The organism is Neorhizobium alkalisoli (genome assembly GCF_007829835.1).
GTDB lineage: Bacteria > Pseudomonadota > Alphaproteobacteria > Rhizobiales > Rhizobiaceae > Neorhizobium.
The window spans coordinates 509,180-525,001 of record NZ_VIWP01000001.1 but is presented as its reverse complement, the minus strand read 5'-3'; the positions used below and the strand labels follow the sequence as shown (position 1 = coordinate 525,001).

The window sequence follows — 15,822 nt, the reverse complement described above, 5'->3', positions numbered from 1 at the left end:
GGAATCATTCCTTGAATTTCTGCTGGGCCTTGGATTTCGGTTTGAAACGTCCGGCAATCGACGACCGGCCTTCGCCGAGAATGCCGCGCGGGCGCAGGAGCAGGATGAGGCAGAGGCCGACGCCGATCGCCACGATCTGCAGCGAGGAGGCGCGTGCCTGCTGTTCCGGCGGCACGAAGGCGGAAACGGCTGCGGCGGTCAGTGCCCAGAGACCCCAGACCAGCACCGCGCCGAGAATGGCACCACGATTGTTGCCGGAGCCACCGACGATCAGCATGGCCCAGACCTGAAAGGTCAGGATCGGCAGGTAATTGTCTGGCGCAATAAAGCCGATGAAGTGGCCCTGAACGGCGCCCGCCAGCCCCATGATCGCGCCGCCGATGGTGAAGGCCTGAAGGCGAAAACGGATTGGCCGTTTGCCGAGCGCCTGTGCCGCGACCTCGTCCTCACGGATTGCCCGCAGGACTCGGCCCCAGGGGCTTTTCGTCAGATGTTCGAGCGCGAGATAGAGGCCAAGAACGACGCAGGCTGTCAGCGCCAGATTGGCAAGGCTGAAGGTGAGCGGATTGCCGGCGAGGCTACCGAAGGGGCGCGGGATGAAGCCGACACCGAACGCGCCCCCAGTAAGCGGCTGGATGTTGAGCACGCAGAGCTGAACAGAGACTGCGACGCCGAAGGTGGCGATTGCCAGATAATCGGAGCGCAGCCGGATCGTTAGCGCCCCGACAAGCCAGGCGGCAAGACCCGCGGCGATGGATGCGCCAAGCCAGCCGACTACGATCGGCAGATCGAAGCCGCCAAAACGATCGGGTGTTTCCGGCGTAGTCAGAATGGCGGAGACATAGGCGCCGATCGCGACGAAGGCCGCGATGCCGACATTGAAGAGGCCGGTCTGGCCCCATTGTATGTTGAGGCCGAGGCACATGATCGCGTAGGTCAGTGCCATGGTGAGGAAGAAGGCGCCATAGGCGAGAATATCGAGGCTCATGCCGCCCTCCCGAACAGGCCGCGCGGCCGCACCAGAAGCACGATCACGAGGATGACGAAGGAGACGGCTGCCCGCCATTCCGCCCCGACCAGCTGCACAGCGGCAGCTTCGGACAGGCCGACGATCAGGCCGGCCAACATCGCGCCCGGCACGCTGCCGATGCCACCGAGGATGGCGGCGGCAAACAGCGGCAGAAGCAGGTCATGGCCGAGATAGGGCCGGATCTGGACCAGAAGCCCGGTCATGATGCCGGCGATACAGGCAAGGGCAGCGCCCAGAAACCAGACGACGCGGATCACCTTGCGCACATCGACCCCGGCAATGCCGGCCAGCGCCGGGTTTTCGCTGACCGCCCGCATAGAGCGACCGATGCTCGTGCGTGTCATCAGAAGATGGATGGCGATGACGGCGACGAGGGTGAGCCCGAGCGACAGAAGCTGGTCCGGAGTGGCGCGCAGGCCACCGCCGAGCTTGACCGCGATCTGCAGCGCCTTGGTGTAATAGGCGGGTTTCGAGGTGAAGATGAATTCCAAGAGGCTGCGCAGTGCCAGCGACGCACCGAAACTTGCCATCACCAGAATGATGACGGCGCTGCCGCGTCGGCGCAGCCGTCCGAACAGAAGCGCGTCGACGGCGAGCGCCAGAAGCCCGGTCAAGAGGATGGCGATGACGGCTGCGATCGGCAGCGACCAGCCGAAGGAAAAGGGCGCTATCGGCTTCACGAGCGTGGTCGAAAGCATGCCGAGCGCGCCGCTGACCGCCATGGCGAGATAGGCGCCCCAGGACAGAAGCTCGCCATGGGCGAAGTTGGCAAAGCGCAGGATCGAATAGGTCAGCGTCACGCCGATCGCGCCGAGGCCGATCATCGCGCCTGCGATCAGGCCATCCATCAGAAATTGCGGGTTCATGGCTGTTCCGCTCCGACGGAATGGTTCTGCGCGTGTCCCGTGCCGAGATAGAGTTTTGCGACGATCGGATCGTCGAGCAGCGAGGCGGCGGCGCCCTCGTGGCGGATCTGGCCCTCGACCAGAATGACGGCGCGGCTGGCGATCTTCAGCGCTGCCTTGACGTTCTGCTCGACGAGGATGACGGTGACACCGGCGGCATTGATTTGTTGAAGCATCTCGAACACTTCTGAGACGATTTTTGGCGAGAGGCCGGCCGAGGGCTCATCGAGGATGACGACGGGCGGATCGACGATCAGTGCCCGTGCCACGGCGAGCATCTGGCGTTGTCCCCCCGAAAGCGCACCGGCAAGCCGGGAGGGAGCGGTCGCAAGATCGGGGAAACGCTCGTAGAGCGCCTTGATCCTGTCCGCCCGCAGCTGTTTTGGCAGCACGGCTGCCGCAAGCTGCAGGTTCTCGTGGATGCTGAGTGTCGCAAAAATGTTCTCGGTCTGAGGCACGAAGGCGAGGCCCTGTGCTATCTTGCGATGGGCAGGCACATGCGTGATGTCGCGGCCGGCAAGCGTGACACTGCCGGAATGGATCGGCACGACGCCGGCGATCGCCTTGACTAAGGTCGACTTTCCGGCGCCGTTCGGGCCGAGGAGAACGAGAAGTTCGCCCGGCGCGACAGAAAGATTGACACCACGGACGATCGGCAGGTCCGGTTCGTAACCGGCGACGAGAGCGCGCATTTCGAGCGCGGGCGTGGTGGATGCGGAACCACTCATGCCGCACCTCCGAGATAGGCTTCGATCACGGCCGGATCGGCGGCCACATCGGCCGGAGTGCCTTCGGCAAGCGGCTTGCCCTGCGCCATGGCGACGACGCGCGAGCAAAGGCGCGAGACCATGTCCATATTGTGCTCGATCAGCAGGATCGACTTGCCCTGCGCATTGAGGGCGATGACCCGTTTCATGATCGTCTCCAGCAGAGCCGGATTGACGCCGGCGGCCGGCTCGTCGAGCAGGATCGCCTGCGGATCGGCCATCAAGATGCGGGCAAGTTCGAGCAGCTTTCGCTGGCCGCCGGAGAGCACCTTTGCCGGCTGACTTTCGAGACCGGAGAGGGTGACGAAATCGAGAAGCGCGCGGGCTTTTTCCCGTGCCGCCTGTTCCTGTCGGCGGACATGGCCGGGGCGCAGAAAATTGGCAAACAGTTTTTCGCCATCCTGCGCCTGCGCGCCGGCAAGCACGTTGTCGAGCACGCTCATGTCCAGAAAGGGCCGGGGGATCTGAAACGTGCGGCCGACACCGCGTGTGATGCGTTTTTCCGGACTGTCCTGCGAGACGTCGCGCCCGCCGATCCAGATCTCGCCGGAAGTCGGTTTCAGCGAGCCGGCGATCAGGTTGAACAGCGTCGTCTTGCCGGCGCCGTTCGGGCCGATCAGTCCGACCATTTCGCCCGCGCTAAGTGTCAGTGACATGTCGGAAACGGCCGTCATGCCCTGAAACCGCTTCACCAGATTGCGCGCCTCGACCACCGCGGTTCGGGCGCTGGCAGGATTTTCGGCGGTATCGGTCTTGGGCAGAGGCATCGGCGAAGAAAGGTTCTTGATTTGATGATTGATGTTTGATCAAACTTTACCGCCAACGGAAAAGCAACCCGAAAAACGGGCCGATCAAGGCAAAAACGGGAGAGGTTTATGGCGGTTCAGGCGCGAAAGCCGCGGGAGAAGGCCGAAGGTGCCGCTGCACGCGACGTGCTGGCGCCGGTCGGCCGCGAAACGCTGCATGAGCGTGTCTATACCCAGCTGCGTCGCTCGCTGATCAATGGCATGTTCGATGCCGGCGATGTGTTGCGCATCGTTGACCTTGCCGAACGCCTCCAGACCAGCACCATGCCGGTGCGCGAGGCGCTCGGCCGGCTCGTGTCGGAACAGGCATTGGAAGCGCTGCCGAGCCGCTCCGTGCGTGTGCCGCTGATTACGCGCGAGCGGCTGGACGATCTGGCGCGGGCGCGCATTCTCATCGAAGGGCAGATGGTGGTGCTGGCGCTGCCCAACCTGACGGAAGACGATTTCGCCGTCCTGAAGCAGATCAATCTCGATTGCGACGCGGCCTTCGAGCGGCATGGCAAGGATATCGGTCAGGTCACGTCGGAGCTCAACCAGCGTTTCCATTTCCACATCTATGAGGCGGCGCGGTCGGCGGTGCTGATCCCGATCGTCGAAAGCCTCTGGCTGCAATCCGGCGCGATCATCCGCAAGGCCGCCCATATCCATGACGAACACGGTGGTCTGGCAGCGACCGACCATCACTGGGCGCTGATCGAAGCCCTGGAACGACGCGATCCGGCGGCCGCGCTGCAGGCGCTGACCAATGATATCAGCCGTTCCTTCGATCTCATCCGTGGCCGGCTGGATCAGGAACAGGCCGCGACGAAAGAGGTGAGCGATGGCTGAGCGGGACGACGGGTTCGAGCTTTTTGATCTGAGGGTCGATGTGGTCATCCCCGAAGGCGGCGCCGTTTATTGCGGCGCCAGGCCCGGCGATCATTTCACCCTGCAGGGCGAGATGCTGCATCTGCCGCCGGGGCAGGGGATTTCCATCTATTCGCTCGCTTCCGTCCTGCCACTTCTGGCCGCCAAGCAGCGCCCGACCCACAGGAACGACTGGATGACGACGGATGCGGACATCGCCTGTCCGGATCCGAACTGCTCGACCCGGCTGAGGATCACCCGCACGGGCCTGCGCCGTTTCAGCCATGCCGAGACGACGGCCGTCCCGTTACCCACACTATCGAATGACGAATAGGTAAGACGACATGCAACGCATCACCATCCAGCCGAATTACGAGATCTCGCGGGTCATCCGCGGCGGCTGGCAGATGGCCGGCGGCCATGGGCCGATCGATGCCGAGACGGCGGTAGAGGACATGGTCGCCTTCGCTGATGCGGGCATCACCACATTCGACTGCGCCGATATCTATACCGGTGTGGAGGAGCTGATCGGAAAATTCCGGCTGCGTTATGCCGATCTGCGGGGGCAGGAGGCGCTCTCGAAGATCAGGGTTCATACGAAATTCGTGCCCGATCTCACGGTTCTACCGAATATCAGCAAGGCCTATGTTGAGGGTGTCATCGACACGTCCCGCAAGAGGCTCAACCTGGAGCGGCTCGATCTCGTGCAGTTCCACTGGTGGGCCTATGATATTCCCGGCTGGCTGGAGACGGCCGTGTGGCTGAAGGAACTGCAGCAGGAAGGCAAGATCGACAAGGTCAGCGGCACCAATTTCGATACCGACCATATCGAGGCGATCATCGGCGCCGGCGTGCCTTTCACCTCGCTGCAGCTGCAATATTCCCTGCTCGACCGCCGCCCGGAAAAGCGGATGGTGCAGCTTGCGGCTGACAATAATTTCGCACTCTTCTGCTACGGCACGGTGGCCGGCGGATTTCTGGGCGATCGCTGGCTTGGAAAACCGGAGCCGGAGCATCCGCTCGAAAACCGCTCGCTTACCAAATACAAGCTGATCATCGACGATTTTGGTGGCTGGGACCTGTTCCAGGCGCTGCTTTCGACACTGCGGAAGATCGCTGACCGTCACGGCGTCGATATCGCCACGGTCGCCAGCGCTGCGATGCTGACGCGGCCGGGTGTCGCCGCCGTCATCGTCGGCGCGCGCAATCGCGATCATCTCGCGTCCAATCTGGCGATTGCCGATATCCGGCTGACGGAGGCCGATCGTGCCGAGATCGAGGCGGTGCTTGCCGAGGCAAAGCCGCTCGAAGGCGACGTTTATACGCTGGAGCGTGACCGCGAGGGGCGGCACGGCAGCATCATGAAATACAATCTCAACAAAGGGGAATAACGATGAGAAAATCACTTCTGCTTTCCGCTATGGTCGCAGGCCTCGCCGCCTCGACAGCACCGGCTCTTGCCGCTGATTGCGACATCACCGTCGGCCTCGTCATGGAACTGACCGGTCCTGCCGGTGAATACGGTCAGGCCGGCGCCAAGTCCGTCGCCATGGCGTTCAAGGATTTCAACGATGCTGGTGGCGTCGGTGGCTGCAAGGTCGTTGCCGATACGCGCGATAGCCAGAGCCAGGGCAACGTCGCCGTCGATCAGGCGACCCAGCTCGTCAATATCAAGAAAGTGCCGGTCATTATCGGCGGCATCATCTCGTCGGTCTCGATCCCGATCCTGACCTCGGTCACCGCACCCGCCGGCGTCGTGCAGGTCTCGCCCGCTTCCTCCTCGCCGACGCTGACTTCGCTCGGCCGCGACGGCAAGACCAATGGCGTCTTCTTCCGCACCATCACGTCTGATGCGCTTCAGGGCACGGCCGCTGCAAAGTTCGCGATCGACCAGGGTCTGAAGAAGATCGCGATCATCAACGTCAACAACGACTTCGGCGTCAACATGGTCAAGGAGTTTTCGATCGCCTACAAGAAGCTCGGCGGCACGATCACCACGACCACGCCCTATAACGAAAAGCAGTCGAGCTATGCCTCGGAAGCCAGCGCCGCCATGGCCGGTGATCCGGATGCGCTCTATCTCGTCAGCACCCCGGTCGATGGCGCGACGATTGCCCGCGCCTGGGTTTCAGGCGGCGGCAAGCAGACGTTTCTGCTCAATGACGGCATGAACTCCAAGGACTTCATCGAAAGCGTCGGCGCGCAATATCTCGAAAACGCCTATGGCACCTCGTCCGGCACCAGCCCGACGGCGTCGACCGAATATTTCAACGCCAATTATTCGGCCTTCTCCGGCGGCATTTCGCCATCTGCGCCGGCTGCGGACCGTTCTTATGATGCGGGTGCGATCGTGGCACTGGCAATCGCCAAGGCCGGCAAGTCGGATGCCGCGGCTATCAAGGCCGCCATGCCGCAGGTCGTGGCCGAAGGCGGCACGCCGATCCATGCCGGCAAGGCCGAGTTCGAAAAGGCGCTGAAGCTCATCAAGGACGGCAAGCCGGTCAAGTATGAGGGCGTCATCGGCCCGGTCAGCTTCGACCAGTATGGCGATATTACCGGCCCGTTCCGTCTGTGGAAGATCGCCAATGGCGAAGTCACGACGGTCGGCGAGATGAGCGCCGAAGAGGTCGGCAAGATCAAGGCCGCGAAGTAATCCATGAATGGGCAAGGCACGATCTCGCGCGTGCCTTGCCTCGTTTCTCTCTGCACGAACTGCAGATGATTGAAAGCTATTGCGCCTCGCGCAAGACAGAGGCCATTCTGCGAATTGGTTCGCCAAACCGCGACTGCATGAATCACAAAACTTGATCGCTACGAGGCCGTGCCGGCTTTCGAAGATCCAAAGGCTGCAGCCCGCTTACGAAAGCGCGGCTTTGCGCGACGATGATTGTGTCTGTCATATCTCCTGTAAGACACAGCAAGGACCCGAAGTCCCCTTATCCAAAATTGCATTCGGCAATTATTGCAATATCCGCAATTCAATCGACAATATTATTGCAATTGTTGGTTTCAGCTCTACCCGTCATTATCCCTGCATAGACAAACGCAAGGCCGCACGAAACGCAGCCGGCCAAGTCAAACCAGATCCGACAGGAGCAGACGATGACCAAGCCAACCCTTCCCATTCGCCGCCGCGACGCACTGCTTGCCGGTGCCGTTCTCGCAGCCGGCGCTGCTCTTTCCAGCCGTTCCTCTTTCGCAGCCAATGCTGCGACCCATGACAATCAGACAATCACAGGAGATAAGACCATGACCAACAGTTTCGTAACCACCAAGGACGGCGTAGACATCTTTTACAAGGATTGGGGTCCGAAGGACGCGCAGCCGATCGTCTTCCACCACGGCTGGCCGCTGTCGTCCGACGATTGGGATGCGCAGATGCTGTTCTTCCTCTCCAAGGGTTTTCGCGTTGTCGCCCATGATCGCCGTGGGCATGGCCGCTCGGCCCAGGTTTCTGAAGGTCACGACATGGACCATTATGCCGCCGACGCCTTTGCCGTCGTCGAGCATCTGAACCTGAAGAACGCCGTTCATATCGGCCATTCGACCGGCGGCGGTGAAGTTGCCCGTTATGTCGCAAAACATGGCCAGCCCTCGGGCCGCGTCGCCAAGGCGGTCCTCGTCTCGGCCGTTCCGCCGCTGATGCTGAAGACTGCCGCCAATCCGGAAGGCCTGCCGATCGAAGTGTTCGACGGTTTCCGTGCAGCGCTTGCCGCCAACCGGGCGCAATTCTTCCGCGACGTTCCGGCCGGCCCGTTCTACGGCTTCAACCGTGACGGCGCCAAGGTTCAGGAAGGTGTGATTCAGAATTGGTGGCGTCAGGGCATGATGGGTGGTGCCAAGGCTCATTATGACGGCATCAAGGCCTTTTCCGAAACCGACCAGACGGAAGACCTGAAGGCGATCACGGTGCCGACGCTGGTCCTGCATGGCGAAGACGACCAGATCGTGCCGATCGCGGACTCGGCCCTGAAATCGGCCAAGCTTCTGAAGAACGGCCAGCTCAAGACCTATCCGGGCTTCTCGCACGGCATGCTCACCGTCAATGCAGACGTGCTGAACGAGGATCTCCTCGCTTTCGTCAAGGCTTGATACCAAAAGAACGAAAAACCCGGATGCGGCAGGCTTGCCGCATCCGGGCTATCATGTTTCAGATCCGACTATCTGCCGAGTAAAGAAGATGGAAATGACCACTGCCAGCCGAGATGTCATGCTGCTTACGCCGGAACTGGTGGCGCTGACCCTGAGGGTTGTCCCCGATGAAGGGCCGGAGCCCCGCTGGACGCTGCATTCCGAAGACGAACTGGACGCGCTTGCGGAAAAGATCGATCGTGAGGCTGGGCCTGATCCGATCTGGATCTTTGCCTATGGCTCGCTGATCTGGAACCCGGAATTCAAGGTGGATGCCCGCGAGCGGGCGACGGCCTATGGCTGGCACCGTGCGTTCTCGCTTCGGATCGAAAGATGGCGTGCCACCAGCGCCCAGCCCGGTCTGATGATGGCGCTTGAACGGGGCGGCCGTTGCGACGGGCTGATCCTTCGTCTGTCTCAGGAAAGCCGCCGGCAGGATCTGCGGGCGCTGCTTGCGCGGGAGATCCCGTATCGCGAGGTGGTCGACATGGTCCGCTGGCTGCCCGTGAAAACTGCGCATGGAACGCAACGCGCCCTGACTTTCTGGGCCAGCACCAAACGCCATGCGCTGACGACGCCGGTCCCGCTTGTCGAAGCCGCATCGGCGATTGCCAGAGCCTGTGGCCCGGCGGGATCCTGTGCGCAATATCTGCGCAACACGGTCGCGGATCTCAGCGAAGAAGGCATTCGTGACCGCAATCTGTGGCAGCTTCAGGCACTGGTGGCCGAAGAGCTTACCAAGGGCTGACCGCCGAAAATCGATTGCCTAGACGCGAAAAAAGACTCGCGGTGTTCGACGCCGCGGGTCTTCTGGTGGATGGAGGCCGGGCAAGGCCCGGCCGCCGCAATTACTTACGGATTTCCTTCAGTTCGGCGATGATGCCATCGACGACGTCGGCGCCGATCTCGGCCTTGTGCTTTTCATAGACGACCATCGACTTTTCGCGGATGCGCGCCTGTTCTTCCGGAGCAAGCGTGTTGACCTGCAGGCCGGCTGCCTTGATCTTCTCCAGCGATTTCTTGTTGAGGTCGCCGATGACCTGACGCTCGACGTCACGGCCAACGATGGCGCAGGCGCGAAGCGCTGCCTGTTCGTCAGGCGCGTAGGTGTTGAAGATCGCCTTCGAGAACAGGAAGAGGAACGGCGTGTAGGCGTGGTTCGTCTCGGTGATGTACTTCTGCACTTCGAAGAATTTCGAGGTGTCGATCGTTACATAGGGGTTTTCCTGTGCATCGATCGCCTTGGTTTCCAGCGCCGAGAAGATTTCGCCGAAGGCCATCGGGGTCGCGTTGGCGCCCAGGTTCTGGAAGGTGTCGAGGAAGATGTTGTTCTGCATGACGCGAACCTTCATCCCCGAAAAGTCTTCCCACTTGGTGACCGGGTGGACAGAGTTCGACAGGTTGCGGAAACCGTTTTCCCAGTAAGCGAGATTGACGACACCGGCAGCATCCAGCTTCTGGTTCATCATGTCGCCGAACTTGCCGTCGAGCACCTTGTAGGCTTCCTGGCTGTTGGCAAACAGGAAGGGCAGGTCGAAGACGCCGAGCGCCGGCACGATGCCGACCAGCGGCGAGGACGAGGTGACGACGGCTTCCTGAACGCCGGAGCGCAGGGCCTGGGTTGCCTGCAGGTCGCCGCCGAGTGCGCCGCCCCAGAAGGCCGTCAGTTTCATCTTGCCGCCCGACTTTTCGTCGAGGCAGGCCTGCATCGCCTTGATGCCGTTGCCGACCGGGTGGTCGGCATTGATGCCGTTCGAGACGCGGATGTTGCGCGACTTGAATTCGGCGAAGGCCGGAGCGGCGGCAGCCGAGCAGGCGATTGCGAGAGCGGTGGTAGCCAGTAGAAGTTTTCTCATTTTATCCTCCAATGAATGAGAGTGGTGAAGATTAGTGCAGCCAGCGTGCGGGCACGATGACCAGATCCGGAAACAGGACGAGCAGGAACAGCACGATTGTTTCGGCAACCAGGAACGGCCAGACACCGGCCGTGACCTTTCCGAGCGGAATGCGGCCGACGCCGCTGACGACGTTGAGCACGACGCCGACCGGCGGGGTAATCAGGCCGATCGAGTTGTTCATGATGAACAGTACGCCGAAATAGACCGGGTCGATGCCTGCCTGCTTGATGATCGGCATCAGAACCGGTGTCAGGATCAGGATGGTCGGCGTGAGATCGAGCGCTGTGCCGACGACCAGAACCAGAAGCATGATGGCAAACATCAGCAACATCGGCCGGTCGATGAGCGGCTCGATATAACCCGAAACTTCAGCCGGGATATTGGCAGCCGTGATCAGCCAGGACGAGACGAGCGCCGCGCAGACGAGGAACATGATGACCGAAGTCGTCTTGGCCGCCCGCAGGATGACGTGCGGGAGTTCCTTGAAGCTGAGTTCGCGGTAGATGAAAACACCGACGAACAGTGCGTAGGCCGCAGCGACCACGGCCGCTTCCGTCGGGGTCATGATGCCGGCCTTGATGCCGCCGAGGATGATCACCGGCATGCCGAGTGCCCAGCCGGCACGTGCCGTTACGCGCAGGCGTTCGGCCATCGGTGCCTTGGGCAGCGGCTGGATATTGTCCTTTCGCACAACGATCAGCCAGGCGATGACCAGCGAAGCGCCCATCAGGATGCCTGGGAAGATGCCCGCGAGGAAAAGCTGGGTGATCGAGACGTTCGCCGCGACACCGAAGACGATGAAAGCCATCGATGGCGGGATGACCGGTGCGATGATGCCGCCGGCGGCGATCAGGCCGCCAGAGCGTGGAATATTGTAGCCCGCCTTGGCCATCATCGGGATCAGGATGGCGGCGAGCGCTGCAGTATCGGCCGCAGCCGAGCCCGAAATCGCCGACATGATGATCGCCGCCATGATCGCGACGATGCCGAGGCCGCCGCGGATGTGACCGACGCAGGCAATGGCGAAGTCGATGATGCGGCGGGAAAGGCCGCCGGAATTCATCAACTCGCCGGCAAGAATGAAGAAGGGAATGGCCAGAAGCGTGAACGTGTCAGCACCGGCGATCATGTTCTGGGCAATGATCTGGGTGTTGAACATGTCCATGTACCACATGAGCACGACACCGCAGAAGATCAGCGAGAAGGCGACCGGAACCCCGATCGCCATGGCGCCGAGGAGGGATACGATGAAGACGATAAGGGTCATCAGGTACGCTCCGCCATCTGCTCGATTGTGAGGTTTTCGCCGGCAAAGGCAGCGATTTCCTCATCCGTGACGCGGCCGGTCAGGTAACGGAAAAGCCGCTCCAGAGCGATCAGCGACATGCCGGCGCCGGTGAAGAGGCCGATGCCATAGACCCAGATCATCGAGATCTTGGTGACTGGAGCGGTCATGCTGGCATTGATGTCATATTGCAGCCAGGTGCCCCAGAAGAAGATAGCCGAACAGCCGAGGATGAGGGCGTTCGACAGGATCATGCAGATCAGCCGGCCCGTGCGGCCGAAATGGGCGACCAGCGTTTCAACGCCGAGATGGCCGTGTTCGCGAAAGGCGACGACCGCGCCGACAAAGGTCAGCCAGACGAAGAAGTAGCGGGACAGCTCTTCCGATACGGTCACGCCGGAATTGAATGCGTAACGCAGCACGACATTGACGAAGACCATGATCGCCATGACGGACAAAAGCGTGATCAGCAATATTTCCAGCGCTTTGAAAAAGAGATCGATTGTTCTTTGCATGCTCCCCTCCCGGAGTCTTACAAAAGGCCGCGTCCTACAAAAGACCGCGGCGTGCCAGGTTCCCCATCAGGGCCGAAAGGCCGAATGTCCATGCAGGGCAATTGTCGCTGCGTTCCACCCGGTTCACCAGGCGACCGAGCTTCGGCGTGGAAATTTCCACAACGTCACCGATCTCGTGGGTGAAACCGAGGCCCGCACCACGGCGGTCCTTCACCGGCGCGAACATCGTGCCGAGAAAGAAGACAACACCGTCCGGATATTGATGATTGTCGTTAAGAAGCTGTCCGACCAGATTTTCCGGCGAACGACTGATCGCCTTCATCTGGCTCGAGCCGGTCATTTCGAAACCGTCCGTGCCCCTGACGGAAAGCGAGATCGACGCGGACTTCACGTCCTCGATCGTGAATTTTTCGTCGAACAGGCGGATGAATGGTCCGATCGAGCAGGACGCGTTGTTGTCCTTCGCCTTGCTGAGCAGAAGCGCCGAGCGGCCTTCGAAGTCACGCAGGTTGACGTCGTTGCCGAGTGCGGCGCCGACGATTTTACCAGCCGAAGTTACCGCGAGGACGATTTCCGGCTCCGGGTTGTTCCATTCGGACTTTGGATGAATGCCGATCAGCGAACCGCAGCCGACTGAAGACATTGGCTGTGCCTTGGTGAAGATCTCGGCGTCCGGGCCGATGCCGACTTCGAGATATTGCGACCAGAGACCCATGTCCTGCAGCAGGCGCTTCACCTCGGAAGCTTTTTCCGACCCGGCAACGACGCCCTTGAGGTTGTCGCCCAGAACCGGTGCCAGCTGCTTGCGGATATCCTGTGCTCGCAGCGGATCGCCCTTGGCCTGTTCCTCGATCACCCGCTCCAGCATGCTGTCGGCAAAGGTGACGCCTGCAGCCTTCACAGCCTGAAGATCGTTGGGTGCAAGGAGCTGCCCTGCCGTACCGTCGAGAAATGCATCGAGCGGACCGAGATCGTCGAAACGTGACTTGTCCGCCAGTGCCGCGACAAGACCATCCAGCTCGAGCAGCTGGGAGACGGTTGGTGCGAGCGACGAGAGATCGAACAGGGTCTGCGACGCATCCTGCGAGACAAGCACGGGACAGGGGCCATTCGCCTTGTTCGACCAGACACGACCGATCAGCAACGCGTCGGACGCGGCTTCAGGCAGAATCATTTCACGGGTAATCGACTGCTCGGCATTCACCGCGCGGTTCCTCCTCTTGATGCGAACCTGGGTTCGCCCTCCTCTTGTCAGGATGTCTGACAACTGCTCCACGTTCTCTTGTAGAGAGAGTTTTGGCGCCTGTCCAGTCGGGTTGCAAAAGCTTTCCCAATGGCTTCCCAAAACGACCTTACTGCTATCAATGCGTCAGTAAAGTCCTAGAAAACCTCAAGATCTAGCCCGATTCGGCTGGCGGCGCCGACCAGATGAGCACGCATGGCAAGCCGCGCCCCGTTCGGGTCGCGGGCCGCAATCGCATCGCGTATGGCCGTATGCTCGGCGATCGTCACTTCGACGATTTCCTCCAGAACGGCCGCAGCGCGCGCCGCATTGATGGCGAGGTGGATGCGTTCTGCGACGAAACCCAGAACTGTCAGGAAATATTCATTCTGGGTCGCAGCAGCGATCTGTCGATGAAAGACAAGATCAGCAAGAATGCCCTCATCCGTCCATTTTTCGGTGCCGGACATGCGTGCCATGCTTTCATCCAGCTTGGCGAGATCTGCCGGGCCGTGATGCATGGCAGCCAGTCCCGCGGCTTCGATCTCCAGCGGCAGACGCAGCTGAAAAAGGCGGCGGAAGCTGGCGCGGTCGGTCAGGTCCTCCTGCTCGATCCGGATCGACTGGCGGCGTTCGAGATCCGTCGCGAAGGCGCCGACACCCTGGCGGGTTTCTACCAGGCCCTCATTGCGCAGATGCGCGATCGCCTCACGCACCACAGAGCGGCTGACGCCGAATGTCTTGGAGAGAATATGCTCGGTCGGCAGCTTGTCTCCGGGCGCGATACGACCTTCGCTGATCTCCCGGCCGATCTGCGCGGCGATCCGGGCCGGCAGATGTTCACTTCGTTTGATCTGATTGAAATCCGCCACGACCATTTTTGTCTCCTCCGCAGACGGTCTTCTACGAGATTGCGGAAAGATTCAATTGGCATCCCGGATTGAGCAGCAGATTTGGATCGATCGCCGTCTTGACTGCGGTCAGCAGCTTGCGATGGGTCTCCGGCAGCCGGCTTTCGAAGTCCGGGCGTTTCAGGCGGCCAATACCGTGCTCGGCGCTGATACTGCCATTGTACCGGTCGACCACCTCGTTCAGCGCGTTCTTTGCCGCATAGATGATGTCGGTCCTCGCTTTGCCCGTCATATCGTTGGGCGGAAGGACGTTCAGGTGCACATTGCCGTCGCCGACATGGCCGTAAGAGACGCTGATGCAGTTCGGAAGCGCCTTGCCAATTGCCTCTTCGGCTTCCGCAACAAAAGCCGCGAGGCGGGAAAGGGGCACGGAGACGTCGCTGCGCATATGCGAGCCGCGTTTGGCCTGCCCCTCGTTCATGCCTTCGCGGATCAGCCAGAGATTGCGCGCCTGGGTCTGCGAGGATGCGATCGTGCCATCGACAACGAGACCGTCCGTCATGACGCCTTCGAGAAAACGGCCCATCAGATCGTCGACGTCGACGAGGCCACTTCCCGAGATCTCCATCAGGACATAGGCGGGGTAATCGCCCGAGATCGGGATCGGCAGGTCGGGCATCGCCTCGCGCGCCAGCGTGAAGGCGAGCGGCGGCATGAATTCGAAGGCCGACATCAGGTCGCAGCAGTCGCGGCGAGCGCGCCGGAAAAGACTGATCGCATCATCGAGCGAAGCGAGGCCCAAAAGCGCGGTTGCGACATTGTCGGGATAGGGCGACAGCTTGACCGAGACCGCGGTGATGATGCCGAGCGTGCCTTCGGCGCCGATGAAGAGTTGCTTCAAGTCGATGCCGCGATTGTCCTTGCGCAGGGTGGAAAGGCCTTCGAACAGGCTACCATCCGCCAGCACAACCTCAAGGCCAAGCACGAGTTCGCGGGTCATTCCATAACGCAGAACGTTGATGCCGCCGGCATTGGTCGAAACATTGCCGCCGATCCGGCAGCTTCCCTGTGCGCCGAGCGCGAGCGGGAAGAACATGCCCTTTTCGGCAATGGCATCCTTGAGTTCGGAGAGGATGCAACCCGCCTCGACGACGGCGGAAAAATCATCCGGGTCGATGGTCCTGATCCGGTTCATCCGCTCGAGAGTGATGACCACTTCGCGCTCGGGCGCATCGGGAGTTGCGCCAAGCGCGAGACCGGTATTGCCGCCCTGCGGCACGATCGAAAGACCAAGTTCCCGGCAGGCCTTTACGGCAGCCACGACATCCGCGGTCGATCGTGGCCTGACGACGGCAACGGCGCTGCTGCTGACATCGCCATGCCAGTCACGGCAGTAGCGGGCAATCTCCTCGATACCCGTCAAGACCAGATCCTCGCCGAGCATTGCACGCAAGGACGATCGATGCGCCTCGATCGCGCTGGTTTCTCCGGTCATGTCAGGGCCTCCTACCCATGTCGTTCACCGCATCCCAGCCAGGACGGACGGAATCTGTCCCGGCTTTTTCC

At 61.3% G+C, this 15,822-nt stretch carries 16 protein-coding genes; 6 read left to right on the top strand and 10 right to left on the bottom strand.

What is annotated here, in order from left to right; genetic code table 11:
* Window positions 1-4 precede the first annotated feature (4 nt).
* From FHW37_RS02400 to FHW37_RS02385, 4 genes are read right to left on the bottom strand one after another with little or no spacing between them, the layout of a single operon-like run.
* Window positions 5-988, bottom strand: coding sequence for a branched-chain amino acid ABC transporter permease (locus tag FHW37_RS02400; RefSeq protein WP_145632014.1), 984 nt, complete (start codon window positions 986-988; stop codon window positions 5-7).
* A complete protein-coding gene (locus FHW37_RS02395) occupies window positions 985-1,896 on the bottom strand; it encodes a branched-chain amino acid ABC transporter permease (protein WP_145632012.1) in 912 nt (303 codons plus the stop codon). The genes FHW37_RS02400 and FHW37_RS02395 overlap by 4 nt, the downstream gene beginning before the upstream one ends.
* On the bottom strand, window positions 1,893-2,663 hold the full coding sequence (locus FHW37_RS02390) for an ABC transporter ATP-binding protein (protein WP_145632010.1): 771 nt from the start codon (window positions 2,661-2,663) through the stop codon (window positions 1,893-1,895). Before FHW37_RS02390 ends, FHW37_RS02395 begins: the two co-directional genes overlap by 4 nt.
* The gene (locus tag FHW37_RS02385; protein WP_145632008.1) at window positions 2,660-3,469 is read right to left on the bottom strand and encodes an ABC transporter ATP-binding protein; all 810 of its coding nucleotides are present in this window, start codon (window positions 3,467-3,469) and stop codon (window positions 2,660-2,662) included. Before FHW37_RS02385 ends, FHW37_RS02390 begins: the two co-directional genes overlap by 4 nt.
* A gap of 108 nt (window positions 3,470-3,577) precedes the next feature.
* Here FHW37_RS02385 and FHW37_RS02380 point away from each other — a divergent pair, with 108 nt between their 5' ends.
* The 6 genes from FHW37_RS02380 (at window position 3,578) to FHW37_RS02355 (ending at window position 9,233) form a co-directional block, all read left to right on the top strand.
* Entirely contained in the window at window positions 3,578-4,336 is a 759-nt protein-coding gene (locus FHW37_RS02380; protein ID WP_145632006.1) for a GntR family transcriptional regulator, read from the top strand.
* Entirely contained in the window at window positions 4,329-4,688 is a 360-nt protein-coding gene (locus tag FHW37_RS02375) for a TIGR04076 family protein (RefSeq protein WP_145632004.1), read from the top strand. Before FHW37_RS02380 ends, FHW37_RS02375 begins: the two co-directional genes overlap by 8 nt.
* 10 nt (window positions 4,689-4,698) lie before the next feature.
* Complete coding sequence (locus FHW37_RS02370) at window positions 4,699-5,745, top strand: aldo/keto reductase (protein WP_145632002.1); 1,047 nt, start codon at window positions 4,699-4,701, stop codon at window positions 5,743-5,745.
* A 2-nt stretch (window positions 5,746-5,747) separates the two neighbouring features.
* Window positions 5,748-7,007, top strand: coding sequence for an ABC transporter substrate-binding protein (locus tag FHW37_RS02365; protein WP_145632000.1), 1,260 nt, complete (start codon window positions 5,748-5,750; stop codon window positions 7,005-7,007).
* A gap of 596 nt (window positions 7,008-7,603) precedes the next feature.
* Complete coding sequence (locus FHW37_RS02360) at window positions 7,604-8,446, top strand: alpha/beta fold hydrolase (RefSeq protein WP_145633793.1); 843 nt, start codon at window positions 7,604-7,606, stop codon at window positions 8,444-8,446.
* Window positions 8,447-8,564: 118 nt separating this feature from the next.
* Window positions 8,565-9,233 (top strand): gamma-glutamylcyclotransferase, encoded by a 669-nt coding sequence (locus FHW37_RS02355; RefSeq protein ID WP_145633790.1) that lies wholly within the window; start codon window positions 8,565-8,567, stop codon window positions 9,231-9,233.
* Window positions 9,234-9,333: 100 nt separating this feature from the next.
* Here the strand turns inward: FHW37_RS02355 and FHW37_RS02350 are convergent, their stop codons facing one another.
* The 6 genes from FHW37_RS02350 to FHW37_RS02325 form a co-directional block, all read right to left on the bottom strand.
* On the bottom strand, window positions 9,334-10,341 hold the full coding sequence (locus FHW37_RS02350) for a TRAP transporter substrate-binding protein (RefSeq protein ID WP_145631998.1): 1,008 nt from the start codon (window positions 10,339-10,341) through the stop codon (window positions 9,334-9,336).
* Between the two features lie 31 nt (window positions 10,342-10,372).
* Window positions 10,373-11,650, bottom strand: a complete 1,278-nt coding sequence (locus tag FHW37_RS02345) for a TRAP transporter large permease (RefSeq protein ID WP_145631995.1) — start codon at window positions 11,648-11,650, stop codon at window positions 10,373-10,375.
* Window positions 11,650-12,183, bottom strand: coding sequence for a TRAP transporter small permease (locus tag FHW37_RS02340; RefSeq protein ID WP_145631993.1), 534 nt, complete (start codon window positions 12,181-12,183; stop codon window positions 11,650-11,652). Before FHW37_RS02340 ends, FHW37_RS02345 begins: the two co-directional genes overlap by 1 nt.
* Before the next feature lie 34 nt (window positions 12,184-12,217).
* A complete protein-coding gene (locus FHW37_RS02335; RefSeq protein ID WP_145633787.1) occupies window positions 12,218-13,357 on the bottom strand; it encodes a fumarylacetoacetate hydrolase family protein in 1,140 nt (379 codons plus the stop codon).
* A 206-nt stretch (window positions 13,358-13,563) separates the two neighbouring features.
* Window positions 13,564-14,283, bottom strand: a complete 720-nt coding sequence (locus tag FHW37_RS02330; protein WP_145631991.1) for a FadR/GntR family transcriptional regulator — start codon at window positions 14,281-14,283, stop codon at window positions 13,564-13,566.
* A gap of 25 nt (window positions 14,284-14,308) precedes the next feature.
* Window positions 14,309-15,751, bottom strand: a complete 1,443-nt coding sequence (locus FHW37_RS02325; protein ID WP_145631989.1) for an FAD-binding oxidoreductase — start codon at window positions 15,749-15,751, stop codon at window positions 14,309-14,311.
* Between the last annotated feature and the right edge of the window lie 71 nt (window positions 15,752-15,822).

Bases quoted from the DNA above. Each gene is read 5' to 3' on its own strand.
- FHW37_RS02355 (WP_145633790.1), top strand. From the start codon at position 8,565: ATGCTGCTTACGCCGGAACTGGTGGCGCTGACCCTGAGGGTTGTCCCC.
- FHW37_RS02345 (WP_145631995.1), bottom strand. From the start codon at position 11,650: ATGACCCTTATCGTCTTCATCGTATCCCTCCTCGGCGCCATGGCGATC.
- FHW37_RS02390 (WP_145632010.1), bottom strand. From the start codon at position 2,663: ATGAGTGGTTCCGCATCCACCACGCCCGCGCTCGAAATGCGCGCTCTC.
- FHW37_RS02325 (WP_145631989.1), bottom strand. From the start codon at position 15,751: ATGACCGGAGAAACCAGCGCGATCGAGGCGCATCGATCGTCCTTGCGT.
- FHW37_RS02395 (WP_145632012.1), bottom strand. From the start codon at position 1,896: ATGAACCCGCAATTTCTGATGGATGGCCTGATCGCAGGCGCGATGATC.
- FHW37_RS02380 (WP_145632006.1), top strand. From the start codon at position 3,578: ATGGCGGTTCAGGCGCGAAAGCCGCGGGAGAAGGCCGAAGGTGCCGCT.
- FHW37_RS02370 (WP_145632002.1), top strand. From the start codon at position 4,699: ATGCAACGCATCACCATCCAGCCGAATTACGAGATCTCGCGGGTCATC.
- FHW37_RS02350 (WP_145631998.1), bottom strand. From the start codon at position 10,341: ATGAGAAAACTTCTACTGGCTACCACCGCTCTCGCAATCGCCTGCTCG.
- FHW37_RS02385 (WP_145632008.1), bottom strand. From the start codon at position 3,469: ATGCCTCTGCCCAAGACCGATACCGCCGAAAATCCTGCCAGCGCCCGA.
- FHW37_RS02365 (WP_145632000.1), top strand. From the start codon at position 5,748: ATGAGAAAATCACTTCTGCTTTCCGCTATGGTCGCAGGCCTCGCCGCC.
- FHW37_RS02330 (WP_145631991.1), bottom strand. From the start codon at position 14,283: ATGGTCGTGGCGGATTTCAATCAGATCAAACGAAGTGAACATCTGCCG.
- FHW37_RS02400 (WP_145632014.1), bottom strand. From the start codon at position 988: ATGAGCCTCGATATTCTCGCCTATGGCGCCTTCTTCCTCACCATGGCA.
- FHW37_RS02375 (WP_145632004.1), top strand. From the start codon at position 4,329: ATGGCTGAGCGGGACGACGGGTTCGAGCTTTTTGATCTGAGGGTCGAT.
- FHW37_RS02340 (WP_145631993.1), bottom strand. From the start codon at position 12,183: ATGCAAAGAACAATCGATCTCTTTTTCAAAGCGCTGGAAATATTGCTG.
- FHW37_RS02335 (WP_145633787.1), bottom strand. From the start codon at position 13,357: ATGATTCTGCCTGAAGCCGCGTCCGACGCGTTGCTGATCGGTCGTGTC.
- FHW37_RS02360 (WP_145633793.1), top strand. From the start codon at position 7,604: ATGACCAACAGTTTCGTAACCACCAAGGACGGCGTAGACATCTTTTAC.